Annotated in this window: 10 protein-coding genes, 2 tRNA genes, 3 rRNA genes and 2 pseudogenes; 13 read left to right on the top strand and 4 right to left on the bottom strand. The window is 39.6% G+C overall.

Annotated features, from left to right (window positions below; all coding sequences use genetic code 11):
* Positions 1-8 precede the first annotated feature (8 nt).
* The 13 genes and pseudogenes from bamA (at position 9) to H3Z85_05605 (ending at position 16,986) form a co-directional block, all read left to right on the top strand.
* Positions 9-2,542, top strand: a pseudogene (gene bamA, locus H3Z85_05665) (outer membrane protein assembly factor BamA).
* A gap of 8 nt (positions 2,543-2,550) precedes the next feature.
* Entirely contained in the window at positions 2,551-3,126 is a 576-nt protein-coding gene (locus H3Z85_05660) for an OmpH family outer membrane protein (GenBank protein ID QPQ52895.1), read from the top strand.
* 42 nt (positions 3,127-3,168) lie between these two features.
* A pseudogene (locus tag H3Z85_05655) lies at positions 3,169-3,671 on the top strand (OmpH family outer membrane protein).
* Positions 3,672-3,741: 70 nt separating this feature from the next.
* Entirely contained in the window at positions 3,742-4,227 is a 486-nt protein-coding gene (locus H3Z85_05650) for an acyl-CoA thioesterase (protein ID QPQ52894.1), read from the top strand.
* Positions 4,228-4,264: 37 nt separating this feature from the next.
* Entirely contained in the window at positions 4,265-5,128 is an 864-nt protein-coding gene (rfbD, locus tag H3Z85_05645) for a dTDP-4-dehydrorhamnose reductase (GenBank protein ID QPQ52893.1), read from the top strand.
* Between the two features lie 9 nt (positions 5,129-5,137).
* Complete coding sequence (locus H3Z85_05640) at positions 5,138-5,815, top strand: hypothetical protein (GenBank protein ID QPQ52892.1); 678 nt, start codon at positions 5,138-5,140, stop codon at positions 5,813-5,815.
* Between the two features lie 844 nt (positions 5,816-6,659).
* Positions 6,660-8,180: ribosomal RNA gene (locus H3Z85_05635) — 16S ribosomal RNA — on the top strand.
* A 206-nt stretch (positions 8,181-8,386) separates the two neighbouring features.
* Positions 8,387-8,460 (top strand) — tRNA-Ile (locus H3Z85_05630).
* A gap of 85 nt (positions 8,461-8,545) precedes the next feature.
* Positions 8,546-8,619, top strand: a tRNA-Ala gene (locus H3Z85_05625).
* 203 nt (positions 8,620-8,822) lie between these two features.
* Positions 8,823-11,579: ribosomal RNA gene (locus H3Z85_05620) — 23S ribosomal RNA — on the top strand.
* A gap of 144 nt (positions 11,580-11,723) precedes the next feature.
* A 5S ribosomal RNA gene (rrf, locus tag H3Z85_05615) occupies positions 11,724-11,831 on the top strand.
* The 16S, 23S and 5S rRNA genes sit together here with 2 tRNA genes alongside, the layout of an rRNA operon.
* A gap of 343 nt (positions 11,832-12,174) precedes the next feature.
* The gene (locus tag H3Z85_05610; protein ID QPQ52891.1) at positions 12,175-15,075 is read left to right on the top strand and encodes a SusC/RagA family TonB-linked outer membrane protein; all 2,901 of its coding nucleotides are present in this window, start codon (positions 12,175-12,177) and stop codon (positions 15,073-15,075) included.
* 15 nt (positions 15,076-15,090) lie between these two features.
* The gene (locus tag H3Z85_05605; protein ID QPQ52890.1) at positions 15,091-16,986 is read left to right on the top strand and encodes a SusD/RagB family nutrient-binding outer membrane lipoprotein; all 1,896 of its coding nucleotides are present in this window, start codon (positions 15,091-15,093) and stop codon (positions 16,984-16,986) included.
* A 229-nt stretch (positions 16,987-17,215) separates the two neighbouring features.
* Here H3Z85_05605 and H3Z85_05600 read toward each other — a convergent pair whose 3' ends face one another.
* From H3Z85_05600 to H3Z85_05585, 4 genes are read right to left on the bottom strand one after another with little or no spacing between them, the layout of a single operon-like run.
* Entirely contained in the window at positions 17,216-17,635 is a 420-nt protein-coding gene (locus H3Z85_05600; protein QPQ52889.1) for a hypothetical protein, read from the bottom strand.
* Positions 17,636-17,649: 14 nt separating this feature from the next.
* Complete coding sequence (locus tag H3Z85_05595) at positions 17,650-18,171, bottom strand: hypothetical protein (GenBank protein QPQ52888.1); 522 nt, start codon at positions 18,169-18,171, stop codon at positions 17,650-17,652.
* Positions 18,168-20,912, bottom strand: a complete 2,745-nt coding sequence (locus H3Z85_05590; GenBank protein QPQ52887.1) for a hypothetical protein — start codon at positions 20,910-20,912, stop codon at positions 18,168-18,170. Before H3Z85_05590 ends, H3Z85_05595 begins: the two co-directional genes overlap by 4 nt.
* Positions 20,905-21,705 (bottom strand): DUF3324 domain-containing protein, encoded by an 801-nt coding sequence (locus H3Z85_05585; protein QPQ52886.1) that lies wholly within the window; start codon positions 21,703-21,705, stop codon positions 20,905-20,907. The genes H3Z85_05590 and H3Z85_05585 overlap by 8 nt, the downstream gene beginning before the upstream one ends.
* Positions 21,706-21,764: the final 59 nt, after the last annotated feature.

Below are 21,764 nucleotides of genomic sequence, written 5' to 3'. Positions count from 1 at the left end.
TCGATAAAATGAAGTTTAGACTATTACCCATCATTATGTTTGCTGCTTCTGCACATTTTTATGGACAAGTAACTCCACAGGACAGCACAAAAGTAAGTAATGCTGTACACACTGAAAATGAGGTAGGCACTTATACACTTAAAGACATCGTTGTAGATGGGGTAAAAAAGTATACACCAGCTCAGATCTTACGATTTACAGGATTGGCTAAAGGTGAAAGCGTAGATATTCCGGGACAAAAAATCAGTAATGCTGTTAAAAAGCTTTGGGATACTCAATCCTTTTCTGAAGTAGAAGTCTATGTGCAAAGCATTGATGGGCAAACTGTAGTTCTGAGATTCTATCTGCAGGATTTGAAAGAACTTGGTGAAGTAAAATTCACAGGAAAAGGAATCGGAAAATCCAAAAGCGAAAAGCTTGCTAAAGATAACAACCTGAAGCCTGGAACAAAAATTACACAGAATTTAGTTTCAAGTCTTAAAACAAATGTACCGAAAGACTACATTAAAAAGGTTTTGCAGACGCTAAAATTACCATTCAGGACAAAATAAATGCAGGTGACCCTGCTTTAGTAGACTGGACAATCAATGTAGATAAAGGGAAGAGAGTTAAGATCGACCATATCGAGTTTGAAGGAAATCAGAGTGTTTCAGATAGTAAACTTAGAAAGAAAGCCTTTAAAGAAACAAAACAAAAACGTTTTGGTATTGGAGGTATCTTAAAATCTTCAAAATTTATTGAAGAAAAATATCAGGAAGATAAACAAAGTCTTATCAGCTATTATAACTCTTTAGGGTATAGAGATGCAAAGATTGTTTCCGACTCTGTATGGAGAAATAACAGAAATAACTACGAAATCAATGTAAAATTGAATGAGGGTAAAAAGTATTATATCGGAGATATTACATTTACCGGAAATACAGTATACTCTACAGAATACTTACAAAGATTATTAGGATATAAAAAAGGAGACATCTACGATGCTGTAGGATTCAACAAGAAAGTAGGTGAAGATGGCGGTAAAGAAGATGACTCTGATATCAAATCAGTGTACATGAATAACGGTTACCTTTTCTCCAATGTAACACCGGTTGAAAAATCAGTGAACGGAGATGCCGTAAACCTTGAAGTCCGAGTGAATGAAGGTGAGCAGGCTACCTGGAATAAAGTAACCTGGCAGGGAAATACAACTACCCATGACCACGTTATCTTAAGAGCATTAAGAACCAAACCGGGAGAGCTCTTTAAAAAGACTGAAATTAAAAGAACTTATTTTGATTTAGCAGGGATGCAGTTCTTTGACCCGCAACAGGTAGGTCAGGATATCCAGCCGAATCAGGCAGATAATACGGTAGATATCAACTGGAAGTTAGTTGAAAAAGGATCTTCACAGGTACAGTTGCAGGCAGGTTACGGTGGTAACAGCTTTATCGGTACTTTGGGACTGACCTTTAATAACTTCTCTTTAAGAAACTTCCTTAAATTTAAAGATTTTAAACCGGTACCACAGGGAGACGGGCAGACATTCTCTATCCAGGTTCAGGCAGGTCAGTATTTCCAGAACTATGGAGTATCATTTAGCGAACCTTGGCTATTTGGAACAAGACCTACTGCACTTTCGGTAAGTTTAAATAACTCAAGAGTACGATATAGAGATCAGTATGGAAGTGCTCAGAAACTTAACATTTTCTCGGCATCAGTAGGTCTGAACAGACTGTTAAACTGGCCGGATGATTATTTTTCACTCTATACAGGTCTGCAATTCCAGAAGTATGACTTCAATAACTATCCATTCCAGTTTGGTGATGCAACAGAATATAACGGAACAGCCAATAACTTCAGTATCAACGTCGGTTTAAGCAGAAACTCAGCGGGTATCGACCCGATATTCCCGACAGTAGGTTCAAATATTGAACTTTCTGCCAAATTTACTCCTCCTTATTCATTGTTCAGCAACAAAAATTATGATACAATGACACCTATTGACAAGTACAAGTGGATGGAGTTCTATAAAATCAAGTTTAAAGCTGATGTATATAACGAAATCGTTGGAAAACTTGTATTGAGATCTTCTGCTGAAATGGGATTCATGGACGGTTACAATAAAAACCTCGGAGCACCACCATTCGAAAGATTCTATGTAGGAGGTACAGGTTTATTCGGAGGTAGATATGACGGTAGAGAATTGATACCCTTAAGAGGATACGATAATGCCAGTATGACCGGAGGTGAAAACCAGGATATCACTCAGAGAGGAGGTGGAACGATCTATAATAGATTTACCTTGGAACTTAGATATCCGATTTCCTTAAACCAGACAGCAAAAATCTATGCTTTGACTTTCGCTGAAGGAGGTAACGTATGGAACTCTTGGGGGAACTATAACCCGTTCCAGTTAAAGAGATCAGTAGGGGTCGGAGTAAGAGTTTATATGGGAGCATTTGGATTGATCGGGTTCGACTTTGCATACGGATTTGATAAAACACTCGGAGGAACTCCATCCGGATGGCAAAACCACTTCTTGATGAACCAATCATTATAATTATAAATATGAAGAACTTTAAAATAACTTTCACATTCGTATTGCTTCTGTTTTTTGGACTAAACAATGCCCAGAAAATCGGAGTAGTAGATACTAATGAGATTTTGAATAAATTACCTCAGTACAAAGAAGCCGAAGCTAGATTAAATTCTCAAATCGATACCTGGCAGTCTGAACTTCAGAATCTGCAATCAGAATACGAGAGAAAAAAAGCAGCTTTTGAAAGTGAAAAAGTGTTATTGATAGGCGACCAGCTAAAACTCAGAGAAAAAGAAGTAGTGGATCTTGAAAAAAATATTAAAACCACTACCAGCTTACGTTTTGGAGCCAATGGCGAGATCACAAAGCTGAGAACAAATCTTGTTCTTCCTTTTCAGGATCAGATCTGGGAAGCTATCAAAACTATGTCCGAAAAAAACGGATTGGGCATAGTTCTTGATAAAAGCAATAACATTAGTGTTATTTTTCTTCAGGGAAAATATGATTATACCGAAAAAGTATTGACTATTTTGCTCAAGGGAACAGATAAAAAGAAAAAACTAATAACAAAGGCAAAAAGTAATTATAACTTAACTTTTGCTTAAATTTAAAATCTAAAAACAAATTAAATTATTTATTTACCAGTTATGAAAAAATTAAGTGTATTATTTGCAGCAGTGATGATGGTTGTGTCTGTAGGTATGGCAAAAGCTCAAAAAATTGCTACTTTAGATGTAATGGGAGTTCTTAATGCAATGCCTGAAAAGAAAAAAGCTGACGCTGATCTTAAAACATTCTTAGATACCAAACAAGCTGAGATTAAGAAAAAAGCTGATGCAGGACAAGCTAAACTAAAGCAATATAGCGAAGAAGCTCCTAAGAAAACAGCTGAAGAAAACAAAGCAAGAGAAGGAGAATTACAAAAAATCCAGGAAGAAATTGCTCAAATGCAAGACAAAGCTCAGAAAGACCTTCAGGCTAAACAAGATGTAGCTTTCGGACCTATCGAGAAAAATTAAATGATGCTGTAGAAAAAGTATCTAAAGCAAACGGATATGAATTTGTAATGGATGCTAATTCACCTGCATTCCTTTATAAAGCAGGAGCTGATGTTACTGCTGCTGTAAAGAAAGAATTAGGAATTCAATAATTTCAGCAAATTAACAAAGATTTATAAAACTAACCACCTCTTTTAGAGGTGGTTTTTTTATTTTTGCCAAATGGAAAAAGAAGTATCAACTACGGTGAAAGTTAGGTTTAGCGACTGTGATCCGATCGGACATTTGAATAATGTAAAATACCTTGATTATATGTTCAATGCCAGAGAAGACCACGTTGAAACATTTTACGGATTTACGTACGAAGAATATACCAAACAGACAGGCTGCACCTGGATCGCTATTCAGAATGAAATTGCCTATATGAAAGAAGTACGATACAATACCCAGGTGGTGATAAGCAGTAAAACCATTGAAGTGCAGGACAGAACCGCTAAAGTTGAGATTTTAATGAAAAGTCTTGATGAAAAGACCATTCATGCTGTGCTTTGGGTTACTGTGATCTATTTTAATATAAAAACAAGAAAATCTGAAATTCATCCTGAAGATATTAAAGAAACATTTCAGAAGTTTTATGTAGACTTGATACAAAAAGATTTTCAGTCGAGAGTAAAATTTTTGAGATCTCAGAATGCAAAAAACTCATAAATAACAAATTGTATAATTTTTAAACTAATAAAATCTGATGAAAAAAATACTAGTCATAGGGAGTAACGGACAATTAGGAAATTGTATCAGAAAGATAGCTCCTGATTTTGAAAACCGTTATGAGTTTTTATTTACAGATTCAGCCACTTTAGATATTACAAGCGAAGAACATGTGAACGATTTTTTTTATGATCATAAACCTGACTTTTGTATTAATGCTTCTGCATACACAGCCGTTGACCTTGCTGAAAAAGAAGAAGCAAAGGCATTTGCAGTTAATGCCGAAGGAGTAGCACATCTTGCCCAGGCCTGTGTAGACCATAAAAGTATTCTGATCCACATATCCACAGACTATGTTTTTGACGGTGATACCAACCTTCCTTACTCAGAAGATGACTTTACCAATCCGATCGGAGTATATGGGGCTTCAAAAAAGAAAGGAGAAGAGCTTGCCTTGGAAATCAACCCCAAAACTATTATCCTTAGAACATCATGGTTATACTCTGAGTTTAATAAAAACTTTGTGAAAACTATGCTGAATTTATTTACGCAGAAAGAGGAATTGGGAATTGTAGCAGATCAGTTTGGGCAACCGACCAATGCAAATGACTTGGCAGAAGCCATCATGCAGATTATTGAAACGCCACAGAAAAATTATGGTATTTTCCATTTCTCAAACTATCCGGAAACTACCTGGTTTGAATTTGCAAAAAAAATTGCTGAATTTTCAAAGTCGTCAGTAAAATTAAATCCCTTGACAACAGAGCAGTATCCGACTCCTGCGAAAAGGCCTGTGAGAAGTACAATGTCTCTTGATAAAATAGAAGAAACTTATAAAATAGAGCCGAAACATTGGGAAAATAGTCTTGAAGAATGTGTTGATGTACTTTCACACCAATAATATATATATATGAAGAATATTGTAATTATCTTTTCTATATTTTGTATTCAGCTATGGAATGCACAAAATATTTATATGACGAAGGTTGAAAAAACAAACGATAACACAGACAAATTTTTTTATAAAAAAGGAGCAACCACTGATGGTATTTACTTGGGCGAAATAGAAGTACAAGGATTTTCGAAAGATGATGCCCTTGTGTTTTCCTCAATATATAAAAAAGCAAAAGAGATTGGTGCCAACACATTTGAATTGAAACCTTTTGAAAATGTTGACGGAACACCTCAAATATTCAATCCGGCTAATTATAAAGTGGTTTTATATTATACCCCTAAAGAAAAACTTGCAGGTAAGCATGGAGAGATGTATATATTTGCTTCATCTGAAAAAGATCAGAAAATAAATATCAATCGTAAAGATTACATGATTTCTCCAAGATCATTTTTAAAATTAAAAATTGTTCCGGGAGAAATTTATACCATTTCTACAAAAAAACTTTTGGGATCAACCATAAAAGTTCAGCCTAAAGCAGGTGATGATGATCTCTATTTCCAGATATCATCTTTAAAAGTAAAGCCGGATAATTCCGGAGTAGGTGGTTTAAATCTTAAATCAGGAGATATTATTGGTCTGGAAAGATCTTATGCAGAATTTTTAAGTGCTATATATAAGGAAAATAGACAATAAAATATAGTTTATAATAGCAATGCCCGGTTTTAAGTACAACCGGGCATTTTTGTACCCTATTGTTAAAGGATAACTATTCTATATTTACCTTTTCCTTTTCATCCTCACGAAACTTATCGCCCCATACAGCCCTTACTCTCGTTATACTATATAATAAAGTATGACCATCTGCGCCAATCCGCAAGAGTAACGGGATATTTTATCCACTTCCTCTTATCCCTCCTCCTTCTTATATATATGTACCCAAAATTTCCCCTTCCAACTCCATTTTCCCTGCTATTTTCGAGCCCTTCCGCATTCCGGCGTCTCCCTTCAGACATTTGTTTAAAATTTTTCTCCCTGCCTTCCAATGGTTTACCCTCCAATATTACAATAAAGTAAAATTTATGTTAAATAAGCTTGCGGGGTATTGAAGAAGTCTCTATCTTTGCCCCACTGAAAAACGAAAGATATTCAGTAAGCGCAGAAGGGCTTTTAAATAAGCAAAAACAAAATACTCTTAAAAAGAAACAGACGAAAAAAACTTCAAAACTTTTTACAAAAAAAGTTGCCGGTTAAAAAAGAGTTTGTATCTTTGCAGTCCCAATTAGAGGGAGCGCAGGAGTAGAGGAATTAAGGTTTCGAGAAGGGTTTAGGGTTACACAATAAACTTTAAATTTTCTTCAAAAAACATTTGGTCAATTCAAAATAAAGTTTTACTTTTGCACTCGCAAATACGGAGCGACACTGACAGAAAGATTGCTTCGTTATAAAGCGGAAGATATAAAGATCATTGACATACAATATAACAACCAAGTAAGGAAAAACTAAAGCGTTAAAAACTTTGAGTGAGTCAGACAAACATACAATGGAGAGTTTGATCCTGGCTCAGGATGAACGCTAGCGGGAGGCCTAACACATGCAAGCCGAGCGGTAGAGATCTTTCGGGATCTTGAGAGCGGCGTACGGGTGCGGAACACGTGTGCAACCTGCCTTTATCTGGGGGATAGCCTTTCGAAAGGAAGATTAATACCCCATAATATGTTGGATGGCATCATTCGACATTGAAAACTCCGGTGGATAGAGATGGGCACGCGCAAGATTAGATAGTTGGTGAGGTAACGGCTCACCAAGTCTGCGATCTTTAGGGGGCCTGAGAGGGTGATCCCCCACACTGGTACTGAGACACGGACCAGACTCCTACGGGAGGCAGCAGTGAGGAATATTGGACAATGGGTGAGAGCCTGATCCAGCCATCCCGCGTGAAGGACGACGGCCCTATGGGTTGTAAACTTCTTTTGTATAGGGATAAACCTACTCTCGTGAGAGTAGCTGAAGGTACTATACGAATAAGCACCGGCTAACTCCGTGCCAGCAGCCGCGGTAATACGGAGGGTGCAAGCGTTATCCGGATTTATTGGGTTTAAAGGGTCCGTAGGCGGATCTGTAAGTCAGTGGTGAAATCTCACAGCTTAACTGTGAAACTGCCATTGATACTGCAGGTCTTGAGTGTTGTTGAAGTAGCTGGAATAAGTAGTGTAGCGGTGAAATGCATAGATATTACTTAGAACACCAATTGCGAAGGCAGGTTACTAAGCAACAACTGACGCTGATGGACGAAAGCGTGGGGAGCGAACAGGATTAGATACCCTGGTAGTCCACGCCGTAAACGATGCTAACTCGTTTTTGGGCTTTCGGGTTCAGAGACTAAGCGAAAGTGATAAGTTAGCCACCTGGGGAGTACGAACGCAAGTTTGAAACTCAAAGGAATTGACGGGGGCCCGCACAAGCGGTGGATTATGTGGTTTAATTCGATGATACGCGAGGAACCTTACCAAGGCTTAAATGGGAAATGACAGGTTTAGAAATAGACTTTTCTTCGGACATTTTTCAAGGTGCTGCATGGTTGTCGTCAGCTCGTGCCGTGAGGTGTTAGGTTAAGTCCTGCAACGAGCGCAACCCCTGTCACTAGTTGCCATCATTAAGTTGGGGACTCTAGTGAGACTGCCTACGCAAGTAGAGAGGAAGGTGGGGATGACGTCAAATCATCACGGCCCTTACGCCTTGGGCCACACACGTAATACAATGGCCGGTACAGAGGGTAGCTACACAGCGATGTGATGCAAATCTCGAAAGCCGGTCTCAGTTCGGATTGGAGTCTGCAACTCGACTCTATGAAGCTGGAATCGCTAGTAATCGCGCATCAGCCATGGCGCGGTGAATACGTTCCCGGGCCTTGTACACACCGCCCGTCAAGCCATGGAAGTCTGGGGTACCTGAAGTCGGTGACCGTAACAGGAGCTGCCTAGGGTAAAACAGGTAACTAGGGCTAAGTCGTAACAAGGTAGCCGTACCGGAAGGTGCGGCTGGAACATCTCATTTTAGAGCGTCTTAAAGACGATAAAAAAATTAGTATCGCAAGATACAGCACTTACTTAAAGTTCAGGCTTTAGTTTTTATTTGGTTGATATATAACAATACAAAACCCACTAGAAATTAGTAAAGGGATTGAGATACAAGAGCCCAGAGCGAAGAACCAAGACGAATGAAAGTCTTGTATCTAGCATCTAGGATCTGTAAGTCTAAAAAGACAGTCTCGTAGCTCAGCTGGTTAGAGCGCTACACTGATAATGTAGAGGTCGGCAGTTCGAGCCTGCCCGAGACTACTAATTAAAAGACGGGAAGAGATCAGATATGAGACATCAGACATTTAAGTCTGAGATCTGGATCTGATATCTGAAGTCTACTAGCGGGGAATTAGCTCAGCTGGCTAGAGCGCCTGCCTTGCACGCAGGAGGTCAAGGGTTCGACTCCCTTATTCTCCACAGTTTTGTGAGTTTGATTTAAAAGTTACGGATGGAGCCAAAAACAACATCTGTTTATCAGACGAGCAAGAAGCAATTAAGATCATTGACATTAACGGTAAAGACATCACAAAGAGATAACCGAGCACTTTCGAGTGCGAAGTTTAAAAATATTAATTAGCATTGAATGCTAATGACAAAACTAAACTAATATAATTATTAGGAAAGAAATCGTTAAGGGCGTATGGCGGATGCCTAGGCTTTCAGAGGCGAAGAAGGACGTGGTAAGCTGCGAAAAGCTGCGGGGATTGGCACACACGAATAGATCCGCAGATGTCCGAATGGGGCAACCCGGCATGTTGAAGACATGTCATCCCTTAGGGGAAGCAAACCCGGAGAACTGAAACATCTAAGTACCCGGAGGAAAAGAAATCGAAGAGATTCCGTAAGTAGTGGCGAGCGAAAGCGGATTAGCCCAAAAGTCTTTTTATATTTAGAAGAATGTTCTGGAAAGAACAGCCATAGACGGTGATAGCCCGGTATTCGAAAGGTATATTAAGATGATAAATGAGTAGGGCGGGACACGTGAAATCCTGTCTGAATATGGGGGGACCATCCTCCAAGGCTAAATACTCCTGAAAGACCGATAGTGAACAAGTACTGTGAAGGAAAGGTGAAAAGCACTTCGAATAGAAGGGTGAAATAGAACCTGAAACCGTACGCCTACAAGCGGTCGGAGCAGCGTAATGCTGTGACGGCGTGCCTTTTGCATAATGAGCCTACGAGTTAATTTTACTAGCGAGGTTAAGGTATTAAGTACCGGAGCCGGAGCGAAAGCGAGTCTGAATAGGGCGCATAGTTAGTAGGATTAGACGCGAAACCTTGTGATCTACCCATGGGCAGGTTGAAGCTCTGGTAACACAGAGTGGAGGACCGAACCGGTTGACGTTGAAAAGTCTTCGGATGACCTGTGGGTAGGGGTGAAAGGCCAATCAAACTGGGAGATAGCTCGTACTCTCCGAAATGCATTTAGGTGCAGCGTCGTATATAAGTTTATTAGAGGTAGAGCTACTGATTGGATGCGGGGGTTTCACCGCCTACCAATTCCTGACAAACTCCGAATGCTAATAAATGTTCTACGGCAGTGAGGGCATGGGTGCTAAGGTCCATGTCCGAGAGGGAAAGAACCCAGACCAACAGCTAAGGTCCCCAAATATATGTTAAGTTGAAGCAACGCGGTTGGACTGCATTGACAGCTAGGATGTTGGCTTGGAAGCAGCCATTCATTTAAAGAGTGCGTAACAGCTCACTAGTCGAGCGGTCCGGCATGGATAATAATCGGGCATAAACATATTACCGAAGCTATGGATTTGTATTTAAGATACATCTGGTAGGAGAGCATTCTATTTGCGCCGAAGCAGTACTGTGAGGTATTGTGGAGCGGATAGAAAAGAAAATGTAGGCATAAGTAACGATAAAGCAGGCGAGAAACCTGCTCACCGAAAGACTAAGGTTTCCTCAGCCATGCTAATCAGCTGAGGGTTAGTCGGGACCTAACGCGAACCCGAAAGGGGTAGTGGATGGACAATGGGTTAATATTCCCATACTTGCTCACACTAAAAAGGGGACGGAGTGCCGTACTTACTGGAGACTGACGGAATAGTCAAGGCCTAGCCTTCGGGCGAAGCTGCTGTAGGGAAAGTGCTTCCAAGAAAAGCCGAAGTGAAGCAACCCGTACCAAAACCGACACAGGTAGTCGAGGAGAGAATCCTAAGGTGCTAGAGTGAATCATGGTTAAGGAACTAGGCAAAATAGTCTCGTAACTTCGGGAGAAGAGACGCCATCAGCAATGGTGGCCGCAGTAAAGAGGCCCAGGCGACTGTTTATCAAAAACACAGGACTCTGCAAAATCGAAAGATGCAGTATAGGGTCTGACACCTGCCCGGTGCTGGAAGGTTAAGGAAGGTGCTTAGCGTAAGCGAAGGCATTGACTGAAGCCCCAGTAAACGGCGGCCGTAACTATAACGGTCCTAAGGTAGCGAAATTCCTTGTCGGGTAAGTTCCGACCTGCACGAATGGTGTAACGATCTGGGCACTGTCTCAACCATGAGCTCTGTGAAATTGTAGTATCGGTGAAGATGCCGATTACCCGCAATGGGACGAAAAGACCCTGTGAACCTTTACTATAACTTCGTATTGACTTTGAGTAAGTAATGTGTAGGATAGGTGGGAGGCTTTGAAGCTGGCACGCTAGTGTTGGTGGAGCCGACGTTGAAATACCACCCTTTACTTACTTGGAGCCTAACTTCTTTCAGAAGGACATTGCGTGGTGGGTAGTTTGACTGGGGTGGTCGCCTCCAAAAGAGTAACGGAGGCTTTCAAAGGTACCCTCAGCACGCTTGGTAACCGTGCGTAGAGTGTAATGGCATAAGGGTGCTTGACTGTGAGACCAACAAGTCGATCAGGTGCGAAAGCAGGACATAGTGATCCGGTGGTTCCGTATGGAAGGGCCATCGCTCATAGGATAAAAGGTACTCCGGGGATAACAGGCTAGTCTCCCCCAAGAGCTCACATCGACGGGGAGGTTCGGCACCTCGATGTCGGCTCGTCACATCCTGGGGCTGGAGAAGGTCCCAAGGGTTGGGCTGTTCGCCCATTAAAGTGGCACGCGAGCTGGGTTCAGAACGTCGTGAGACAGTTCGGTCTCTATCTATTGCGGGCGTTAGATGTTTGAGAGGGCTTGATTCTAGTACGAGAGGACCGAATTGAACAAACCTCTGGTGTATCAGTTGTACCGCCAGGTGCACTGCTGAGTAGCTACGTTTGGAAGAGATAAGCACTGAAGGCATATAAGTGCGAAACTCGCCTCAAGATGAGACATCTTTTAAGGGTCGTTGGAGATGACGACGTTGATAGGCTACAGGTGTAAAGGCAGTAATGTCATAGCCGAGTAGTACTAATTACCCGTAGATTTATAGCCTGATAAGGCGCACAAGAAAGTGCAGCAAGGTTAGCTCTTTGTGAAAGTTTTTATCGCTTAAAACAGATATCAGAGATGATCTCTCAGATCTCAGGCATTGGTCTGACATCTGAAGTCTTACTACTGACATCTTATATACAACCTTTAGGGTGGTTTTAGCGGTGGGGCTCACCTGTTCCCATTCCGAACACAGAAGTTAAGCCCACCAGCGCCGATGGTACTGCTAACGCGGGAGAGTAGGCCGCCGCCAGTTTTTATTTTATTTTTAAAAAGTCTCATACAGCAATGTATGAGACTTTTTTTGCTTTATACCTAAGCAGGTTACAGGCAATAGGCAGTAAGCCCTAAGCCACTAGATCATTCCTGATTGATCATTTTCAACTCTCAATTCTCAATTTTCAACTTATTTCACTTTTTGATACTGTTTTTTGCACTCAGAAATATTGAATTTTGCAGGGATGGGATTCCATTTTATATTGATTTGTTGAGATAACTCTCATATTATCAATAGTATCATAGTGTTTTTATTTATTTTTTAAATGTATATTATTAAATACTGTTAAAATATTATATTTGTTTTAAACCATCGTGTATATATGAACAAATTAATAGTTAAGATTGGACTTCTCCCATCTTTATTTTTAGGTATCAATGGATTGTACGGACAAAATACTGATTCTACGAAGGCCGCGAAAATTGAAGAAGTTGTGGTAACAGCTTACGGTGTTAAAAAGGAGAAAAAATCACTGGGATATTCTTTCCAGGATGTGAAAGGTCAGACGCTTGTTGATGCTAAAGAAACAAATGTAACAAATGCTTTAGCGGGCAAGGTCGCAGGTCTTCAAGTCATAAAGGGTGGCTTTGGGCCTGGATCTTCATCGAAGATTAACCTAAGGGGATTTAATTCTTTTAAAGGTGATAATCAACCTCTGATTGTTGTGGATGGAGTTCCATTGAGCAATAGTTTAGGTGCTAAGCCTAAGAATAATAATGAAGCAGCTAATAATGATTTCTGGAATCCTGATCTGGACATGGGAAATGGTTTAAGTGATCTTAATTCTGAAGACATTGAATCGATGTCTGTACTTAAAGGTGGTGCTGCTTCAGCTTTGTATGGATCAAGAGGAGGAAATGGAGTTATATTGATTACTACAAAAAGCGGAAAGAAGAAAGGAGGATTAGGAATTTCTTATTCTACAAGTTTAGGATTTGAATCTCTGTTTATGAAGCCGGATATGCAGAAGAATTTTTCCCAGGGAAGTAATGGGGTGGTTAATCCGGAAAATAGTGATAATACTACATCATGGGGCCCGGCATTTACGGAATCAATGAAAAGATATGATAATCTTAAGAATTTTTTCAAAACGGGGGTTAACTCACAGCACAATCTTAGTTTTCAATCTAATTTAGGAGAAGGATCAAGCTTGTATACTTCAGCTGGTTATCTGCATGATAACAGCCAAATCCCAAATTCCACATATGAGAGGTTTAACTTTATGGCCAAAATGAATTCTACATTTGGTGCTAATAAAAGATGGACTTCGGAAGTAAAGGCTCAATACATAAGTACAAAGGGCAATAACCGTCCTTCCGGTGGACAGGGAGATGGCAATTTCTATCCTGCTATTCTGCTGATGCCTCAAAATATCAATATTATAGATTACCGTGAAGGCCAAATGCAAAATAATGTAACCTCCCGTTGGATCACTCCTAATGGAATCAACCCATACTGGTCTGCCTATAATAGTCTTAATGCGGATAAAAAAGACCGTATTTTATTAAATGGATATTTAAAATATCAATTCAATGACTGGTTAAGTTCCGATATTAGAGTGGGTACTGATTTTTATGCTCTCAACACAGATGCCAGAGTTTGGACCGGATCTTCTCGTAGAAATTCGTATTCTACCGGCAATGAAAAGTTCTATGAAAATAATTATATAGCAAGTATTACTGCGAAAAAAGATAATTTATTTGGAAAATGGGGCGGATCCCTTTCGGTATATGGGCAAATGATGGAAACGAGAACTAAGGCCTTGTATTTTACTACTCAGAATCTTATTATTCCCAATGCATTTAACGTAAAAAATACAAGTGATAATGCAGCAGTAGCTAATTTTGAAATAGATCTTTGGAAGAAAATCAACTCCGTATTTGCCGCTGCAGAAATCAATTATGACGGATATTGGTTTCTTAACGCAACCACCAGGACAGACTGGTCATCAACATTAAATATTGAGAACAGATCTTATATTTACAATTCAATCAGTACATCCTTAGTATTAACTGATATGCTGAATAAAATGAATGGATTTCATTCCAAATTTCTGACCTTTGCAAAATTACGTGCAGCTTACGCAGTAACAGGAAACGGCCTTGAACCTTATGAATTGTATAACAATTATGTACTTTCCACCGATCCTACCGGACATATTACTCTGAGCAGACAAAAAATACTTTACAATGCTAATCTAAAAGCAGAAAAGCTCAAAACATTTGAGGTAGGGGCAGATCTCAAGTTTTTCAACAGAGTTTCTTTAGACGTCAGCTATTTCAATAACAATGCTACTGGGCAACTCATTGACTTACCAATGAACCCGCTTTCAGGATATGAAAAAATGAAAATCAGTTCGGGAGGACTTCATAATCGAGGATTTGAATTTGTTCTAAACACAGATATTCTTAAAAAGGAAAATTTTACATGGAATGTAAATGCTAATTTATCACTGTTAAGAAGTAATGTTGATGAGATTAACGGAGATGTTTCCAAGTATCCGATTGGAGGTTTTGATAATATAACATTTTATACAGAAGTAGGGAAACCCTATGGAGCTATTTATGGGACAAAATTTTTAAGAGTTGAAGATCCTAACAGCCCTTATTTTGGAAAACTTATTGTCGGGGCCAATGGCTTACCTCAGGCAACACCTGATATGCAATACTTAGGTGATCAGACCCCTCGGTCATTATTTGGATTTACCAGTAGTTTTGCATATAAAAATATAGGTTTATCATTTTTGGTTGATGGCCGAATCGGAGGGAAATTCTTCTCAGCGACTCAATTGGCATTGCAAAAAGCAGGACTTGCGTCAGATACAGCTCCCGGAGGAAGACGGGACAATTTTGTACTTGATGCTGTAGTACAACAGAATGGAGGATACTCTTCAAATACAAAAGAAATCACCCAGCAGGATTATTGGGCAGCTGTCACCACAGGAAACCTCGGTATTACTGAACAGAATGTCTACGATGCTACCAATATCAGATTAAGAAATATTCAATTGTCGTATACCTTCCCTAAAAGTATTTTCCAAAAAATGGCATTACAAAGCGCTAAGGTTTCTTTTACAGCTAATAACGTCTGGATGATTTATAGTAAGGCAAAAGGTGTTGATCCGGAATCTGTATTTGCAATCAGCTCAAATGCCGTAGGGTTTGAAAATATGGCATTTCCAACGACGAGATCTTACTTATTCACCATTACATTAGGCTTTTAATACTTAAATAATATCATGAAAAAATATATTTTATCTTGCATTGCGTTAGTTACATTATGTACAGCATGTAAGGATTTTGAAGATATAAATAACAACCCATTCGTTGTAGATCTTAATAAATCTGAGCCGGAATACTTTTTAAATAACTCTATTCTTGGAGCACAGCAAGATCCCAATATAGCAGAACGTGTATTCGTTCTTTACTGGAAAACCGCAGGAAGACAACAGCTGTCTACAGGTATCGCTGGTGGTACATATGATGATTCCTGGACATCGGAATACTGGAAATACATCTCCGAATGGCTAAATAATGCCAATGCCGCTATCGAAGTTGCCAATCAAAAAAAATCCATGGGACAGGGCAAGCCTTATTATGATAACCTTATTCAGATGTCAAGAATCTGGAGAGCTTATTTAATGAGTGAATTTTCCGATAACTTCGGGCCTCAGCCTATTAATGCATTCCAGGGAAACAATCCCACTTTCAACTCTGAAAAAGAAGTGTACTATTATATTCTGGAAGAGCTAAAAGATGCTACGGCTAAAATGGATGTTAATCAACCAGCGCCAAGTAATACCAATGCCTATGATATGGTATATGGTTTTAAATGGGGACAATGGGTACGGTATGCTAACTCTATGAGGATGAGAATCGCCATGAGAATCGCCGAGGTAGATCCTGCAAAAGCAAAAGCAGAATTTGAAGCTGCGGCCAGTTCAAATATGTATATCAGTAACAGCTCAGAAAATTTTACCGTTGCTGAAAAAGATGGCTGGAGTCCTCTGTCCGGAGTAATGTCCAGAGAATGGAACTCGCAGATTCTTTCTGCTACTTTAAATAATATGTATATTGGCCTTGGAGGAATTAACTCTACAGATCAGTTGCCAGCCAGCCAACATTCAGCAGTGAAAGCGGTCGATTATGTAGGAATAAAATACGATGAGCAGTTTACAACGATGACCAATGATCCGAGTGCAGGATATTGGCTGGATGGACTTCCGAATAAGATAGACCCGAGAGCCTATAAGACATTCTATATCCCGGGAGATCTTTCAAGTCCCGTGTACTCTCTCTATCCGACATACACCAATCAGGCAACTACTAATCACGGAGATCTGACGTTTGCCGATAACTCCAAAATAACAATCAATACTGTAAATACCTGGAATGCCTATACAATTGGTAACTGGGGAGTAAAAGGACAGAGAAACGGCCTGAGAAATGTAATAGGCTGCATGCCTGCATTAGGTAAGCAGTACAGGGAAAGTAAAAACTCAAGAATATTCTTTGCAAGCTGGGAAACCTACTTCCTGATGGCTGAAGCAGCATTGAAAGGCTGGGCAGTTCCGATGAGTGATGAAGCAGCTTATAATAGGGGAATACAGGATAGCTTTGCCTACAATGGTGTATCACAGTTCTATGGACAATATATTGCTTCAACGGACTTTAACAGAGACGGAACATCTGTTTCTTATAGCCATACTGCAGAACCGGGAACCAGTCATACGATGAAATATAAAGATCCTGCTACCGGAAATTTGGTTTCTGTTGATATTAAATATCCTGTGAATACCATTTATAAAAATGGCTCTGTGAAAAATGATAAATTAACCAAAATTATCACTCAGAAATACCTGGCCAATACACCTTGGCTGCCGCTGGAAGCATGGAATGATCAGAGAAGGCTGGGCTTACCGTTCTTTGAAAATCCTGCTATAGAAACTCCGCTAGTGAATCTTCCTAATCTGAATTCCGGAAATTATATGACCAATTCTATACAGAATTTCCCTCAGAGACTAAGATATCCTAGTACCTTCAGAAATACAGATCAAGTCGGATATGATAAGGCTGTTCAGCTACTGGGTGGACAGGATGCCGTTCTGACTCCTCTCTGGTGGGCAAAGCATTAAGTATAAAAATACCTCATCATAAATCCTTTTCAACATTTGAAAAGGATTTGTTTTTTTGTAGCCGTCTGTGACGGGCAGCCCTATCAGTTTGCTGCCACTGTGAAAACGACGCGCGTACTATATGAAGCTGCCGGAATAGCAACAGAAACCCCCGACAGCTGCAGTTGTAAATTAATATTTGAAAAGTTGACACTATTACTCAGTCCCAAAAGTCCTGTAAAAGTAATGGTTACAAATGTGACATCCGTGCCCTGTGGTACAGCAGTATAAGTAGTACCGCCATTGATCGTTGCGGTACAGGCAACACAGAGTCCGTTGATCGTAGTGGTGCCGCCGGTTCTTTTGCAGAAAGAACTAACGAATTATTCCAGACGGTAGTGGCCTGATGCATGGTGATTTTTGCACCATTACTGGATAAAAGATTTAAGAAGGATCCCGGCAGTGTTCCGGACATTGTTATAGGGTTGCTGGGCGTAATATTATCATAAGTCCCGGCATAATTAGTTCCTGCTTCCGTAATCGCAGCAATTGTGGGTGCCCAGTTTCCTGTAACCGTTACTGTTTGTGCTCCAAAAGAACTGCTGCCCAAAATGAGAATAATGTACAGATACCTTTTTAAATAAATTCTTCTGAGAAAGTGTCTACTCATTTCATGCTTGTGTTTTATTCTGTGATGGTATAAACAATGGAAACGGTGGTGTTGGCTTGAGCGGATAAACTCGCATATGTTCCGGGAACCAATGAAATAGTAAGACGATGTCCGTTATTGGCTCCGTTACCTGTGTAAGCCCCTCCAATACCACTGATAATAGTTGTAGGCGTTGTGGTAAGGGTAATCTGTCCCGCGGAAGTCCCTAATGTACCTCCGCCTGCTCCTGATGCCGCTGCAGCTTGTATCCTGATATTGACTCCGGGAATAAGTTGGCTGACAGATGCTGTAATTCTCCTGGAAAGTCCGCCTGATGCAATGGCAGAAGAATAATTGATCCATTTTGTCATATTAGGAGTCGGGTTACCAAGTGCATTTCCGGCTTCGGTAGGTGCTGTAAAGATTAAGCTGATACTTCCCGCAGGCTCTACATCCATTAAAGTAACCAAAGGTAACGTAAAAGTAACATTAGCCTGAGAATATAATAAACCGGACAGCATAAAAGCGACTGATAATATGGAACGTTTCAGAATCATTTCTTAATTTTTATGTCATTATATCCAACCTTTAAAGGTTCCTTCTGGTATTTGATTTCAATAGGCTGCTTAATGATATTGATGCTTAATTTTTTCGTTTCTGCAGACGCTAAGGTAAACTGAAATTTATCGGTTGAAATTTTGTACCGTTTATCGAGACCGTTTCGGTAAAGAGTAACAGTCCAGTCTCCGGGTCTGAGATAAGTAAAATCAAAATCTTCTCCTATAAAACAGATCTTACGATACGTTTGATTATTGCTCACAGCCTCTACCACAATACTTTCTTTTTTATTTTTCTTTTTCCTTGGTTGTAATGCTTCAATTTCGGTCTGATTGGGCTCTTCCACTTCCAGGAATTGGATATGCCCCTGTACATTTGCAGAAGAAGTTAATCCGAAATTAAAAGTATTCTCCTTATTAACAAGTGAAAGTGCAGCCGGAAAAGCAACCGTCGGAATATCATTGATCCCTGTAGTCGACCGGTCGATTTCCAGAAAGTAATTTCCGGGAATGACATTTTTGAATATAAAGTTTCCGTTCTGATCGGTAACAGATAAATAGCTACCTAACATTAACCGTACTCCCTGTGTCTTTTTGATTCCCAGATTTTTGATATTACCATATAAAGAAACGTATTCAGCTGTCCTTTGAACCGGAACATTCGGGCGCCAGGTATAACGTAAAGAAAATATAAAATCTTTATCTCCTATCTGCCCTCTTTGTAATGAATATCTGCCAGAAATATCAATTTCGTTTCCACGGAATACCTGTTGGTGAAAAAGGACTTCAAAGAGGTTTCTGTCTTTAAAATAATCCTCGGGAATATAATTGTTCTGATAAAAAATACTAAGGCTTGTTTTATCAGAGAACCGGCTGAAAATTCGTGCTCCGTAATAGACCTGTTTCTGATTCTGCAATTGATATCTTGAGGTCGTTCCAAAGCTTCCAAAGATACTGAACGAAGTTTTGAATTTTTCAAACGAAAGATTAGCCGAATATAAACTTGAATTTCCGTTAAATCCGCTCAGGTAATTATCTGTTTTTCCGAACTGTCCTTCAAGATTAATCTGAAATAAACCGATTCGCTGGTCTATTGTTACCCTGAAAAACCTTTCAAAGTAATCAAATTGTTTAGGCTCCAAACGATCCTGATATTTTTGATACCCGTTGGTGGCAACGATAAATCCGCTCGGCAGATATTTGTATTGAATACCATACTGCAAAAACTTTCTGTAGGGAGCGGCCAGAAACAAAGTATCTCTCTGAAAATTCTGGGCATCCTGCATATAATTGGCCAATACACTGATCTTCTCAGAAAGCCTGTACTGAATATTGCCACTCAGTGTGCTGGTATTGGTAAAATATCCTGCAAAATGAGGACTAGCTTTCATATACATGATATTTCCCGTAAGTCTTTTAAAATTAACTTCTGCCTGCGCCATAAAAGCTGTTCCGTCTGTTTTTTCCGTTGTGCTGTAAGCGACTTCTCCGGAAACGTTAATATTTTTTGAAATTTTAACCTTTCCTTTGGCATAAGGAAGGTGAGCTTCGGAGTCTAGCTTGACATTTCCAAAATTGGATTCTTCTTTTCTGGGTATTTTGTAAAGGTATCCTACAGAAATTTCTGATTCTTTTCGAATTTTAAATGCTGAATAAAAATTAAATTCATCCTTAATATCTCGGAAAAATCGCGGGTGATTGTAAAAACCGCCTATGCTTATTCTGTTAAAATCAAAGCGGATTTCTGCACCCCGCCCATATCTTGCATACTCCGTTAAATAGGAAGAAGAATATGTTTTATCACCGAGGTGAACGAATAGATGATCTCTTCGGTAGTTCACAAAATATTCTTCATACTGGGTAAAATTGTTGAGTTCAACAGGATTATGCGTTACAGCCCGAAATTCAATCTGATTTTTATTATCCTTATCCAAACTGCCTTTACCATACAGTTCACCCTGAAATCCGTCATGATATTCTCCCATATTTTTCATTCCCACAAAAGATAAGGACGCTGCGATGGGAAGTCTGTAATAAATGTCCGTATCCTGAGGTTTTACAGATATGATCTGTGTACTGATGTATATATTTTGATTTTCTTTAGGGTTGTCTGTGGAGTATACCGAAAGATTTAGGTTCTGAAATTCGTTCTGCCCAAGCTCAGGATTGGTCTCTTTGTGGATGGAGACAATTTTTGTCTCATTGGGAGCTAGACTAATTGCCGGTTCTTCATCTACAATGGCATTCTTACTTTCAAGAATTAGTTTTTCAGTAACATTTCCGTTATTTTTTAAAAGAAAAGTAGCCCGTATGGTTTCTCCTGCTCTTATAAAGTCAGGGTATTCAAGAGGGGTAAGCGAAAGTTTTCTGTTGCCAAGAATGGTGACCTGCGCAGTTTTTGTAAACGCTATTCCCGAATTTTTATCAATACCTTTCAGTGTTAGCGAATAAGCACCCTTCGAAGCTTCTGAAGCGATCCGAAACGGAACGATATAACTTGTGCTTTGGTGAGAACCCATATGAAATTCTCCCTTAGCCAGGATAGGAATGATAGATGCGCTTGAGGTAGTCACCGAAATATCATAGGTTTTGTCTTCGTCAGAATTGTTTTCCAGCGCAAAAGAGATAGAAGTAGACATTCCCGGCGTCAGACTATCTTTTTTACCCGCCAACTGCTGTTGGGAAAAAATAAATACCGGAGATAAGAGAAGGATTATATATATAGTCCAGGTTTTAATCATTTTTTACTTCTAATTCCACATTGAGTGCAAAAGCATTTTCATCCTCATCGGTGGTTATAATCACAGCTTTGTATTGTCCCGGAGGTACTTTGCTGATATCAATATCAAATGTTTTGGAAGTCTGGGGTAACAGACCCATAGCCATACCTGAAAAATTCCCGATTTTTTCACCTGTTTTACGGTTGTATATTTCAATAGAAGCTGTAGGTCTGCAGTATAAATTGCCTTGATTGGCAATAGCTATTTTTACCGCCTGTTTGTGATCCTGCTTTTCTATTTTTACACCTTCAAACTTCAGATCAGGTTTTGCTTTTTCTGCATTATAATCGGTGATAACCTGAATAGCATAACGAATAACAGAGGTAATGTTTACTCCCGGTTTATCATTGCTGGGTTTGATATCTTCTAATGGTTCCACAATGATTACACTCCAGTAACTTCCCGGGTCTACAGATGTATTCGGTACTGTGATTTCATAGAATATGTCAGTTTTTTCTTTTCCTTTAAGCGCTACCAGATTGGTGTTGAGTTTAATCCATGCACCATTGCTTCTGTTATTGGTATGAAGTGCCGTGTAATGGGTAGTTCCGTCAGACTGATACTTGAAATCCTGCAAAAATATTTTTACATTCTGAGGATTAGTACTTGTATTCTCTATCGCAATCTTGCCCTTATAAACTTTTCCGTTTTCTACTTTGTAAGAATGCGTAAGACCATTGAGGACCACAATACCGGCATGTAAAAAGCAAAACTGCAAGATCAGGGAAATCAAAATAAGGACACGCTTTATCATAGTCATGTAAAGTTTAATTAGATGGTAATAAAAACCCGGAAGAAACTGTGGGGCAATTT

Origin of the sequence: Chryseobacterium indologenes, assembly GCA_016025055.1 — a bacterium.
In the GTDB taxonomy this organism is placed as follows: Bacteria; Bacteroidota; Bacteroidia; order Flavobacteriales; family Weeksellaceae; genus Chryseobacterium; species Chryseobacterium indologenes.
Note: the sequence above shows the minus strand (reverse complement) of the source record. Positions and strands in the feature narration are given on the sequence as shown.

Bases quoted from the DNA above. Each gene is read 5' to 3' on its own strand.
- H3Z85_05660 (QPQ52895.1), top strand. From the start codon at position 2,551: ATGAAGAACTTTAAAATAACTTTCACATTCGTATTGCTTCTGTTTTTT.
- H3Z85_05650 (QPQ52894.1), top strand. From the start codon at position 3,742: ATGGAAAAAGAAGTATCAACTACGGTGAAAGTTAGGTTTAGCGACTGT.
- rfbD (QPQ52893.1), top strand. From the start codon at position 4,265: ATGAAAAAAATACTAGTCATAGGGAGTAACGGACAATTAGGAAATTGT.
- H3Z85_05640 (QPQ52892.1), top strand. From the start codon at position 5,138: ATGAAGAATATTGTAATTATCTTTTCTATATTTTGTATTCAGCTATGG.
- H3Z85_05610 (QPQ52891.1), top strand. From the start codon at position 12,175: ATGAACAAATTAATAGTTAAGATTGGACTTCTCCCATCTTTATTTTTA.
- H3Z85_05605 (QPQ52890.1), top strand. From the start codon at position 15,091: ATGAAAAAATATATTTTATCTTGCATTGCGTTAGTTACATTATGTACA.
- H3Z85_05600 (QPQ52889.1), bottom strand. From the start codon at position 17,635: ATGAGTAGACACTTTCTCAGAAGAATTTATTTAAAAAGGTATCTGTAC.
- H3Z85_05595 (QPQ52888.1), bottom strand. From the start codon at position 18,171: ATGATTCTGAAACGTTCCATATTATCAGTCGCTTTTATGCTGTCCGGT.
- H3Z85_05590 (QPQ52887.1), bottom strand. From the start codon at position 20,912: ATGATTAAAACCTGGACTATATATATAATCCTTCTCTTATCTCCGGTA.
- H3Z85_05585 (QPQ52886.1), bottom strand. From the start codon at position 21,705: ATGATAAAGCGTGTCCTTATTTTGATTTCCCTGATCTTGCAGTTTTGC.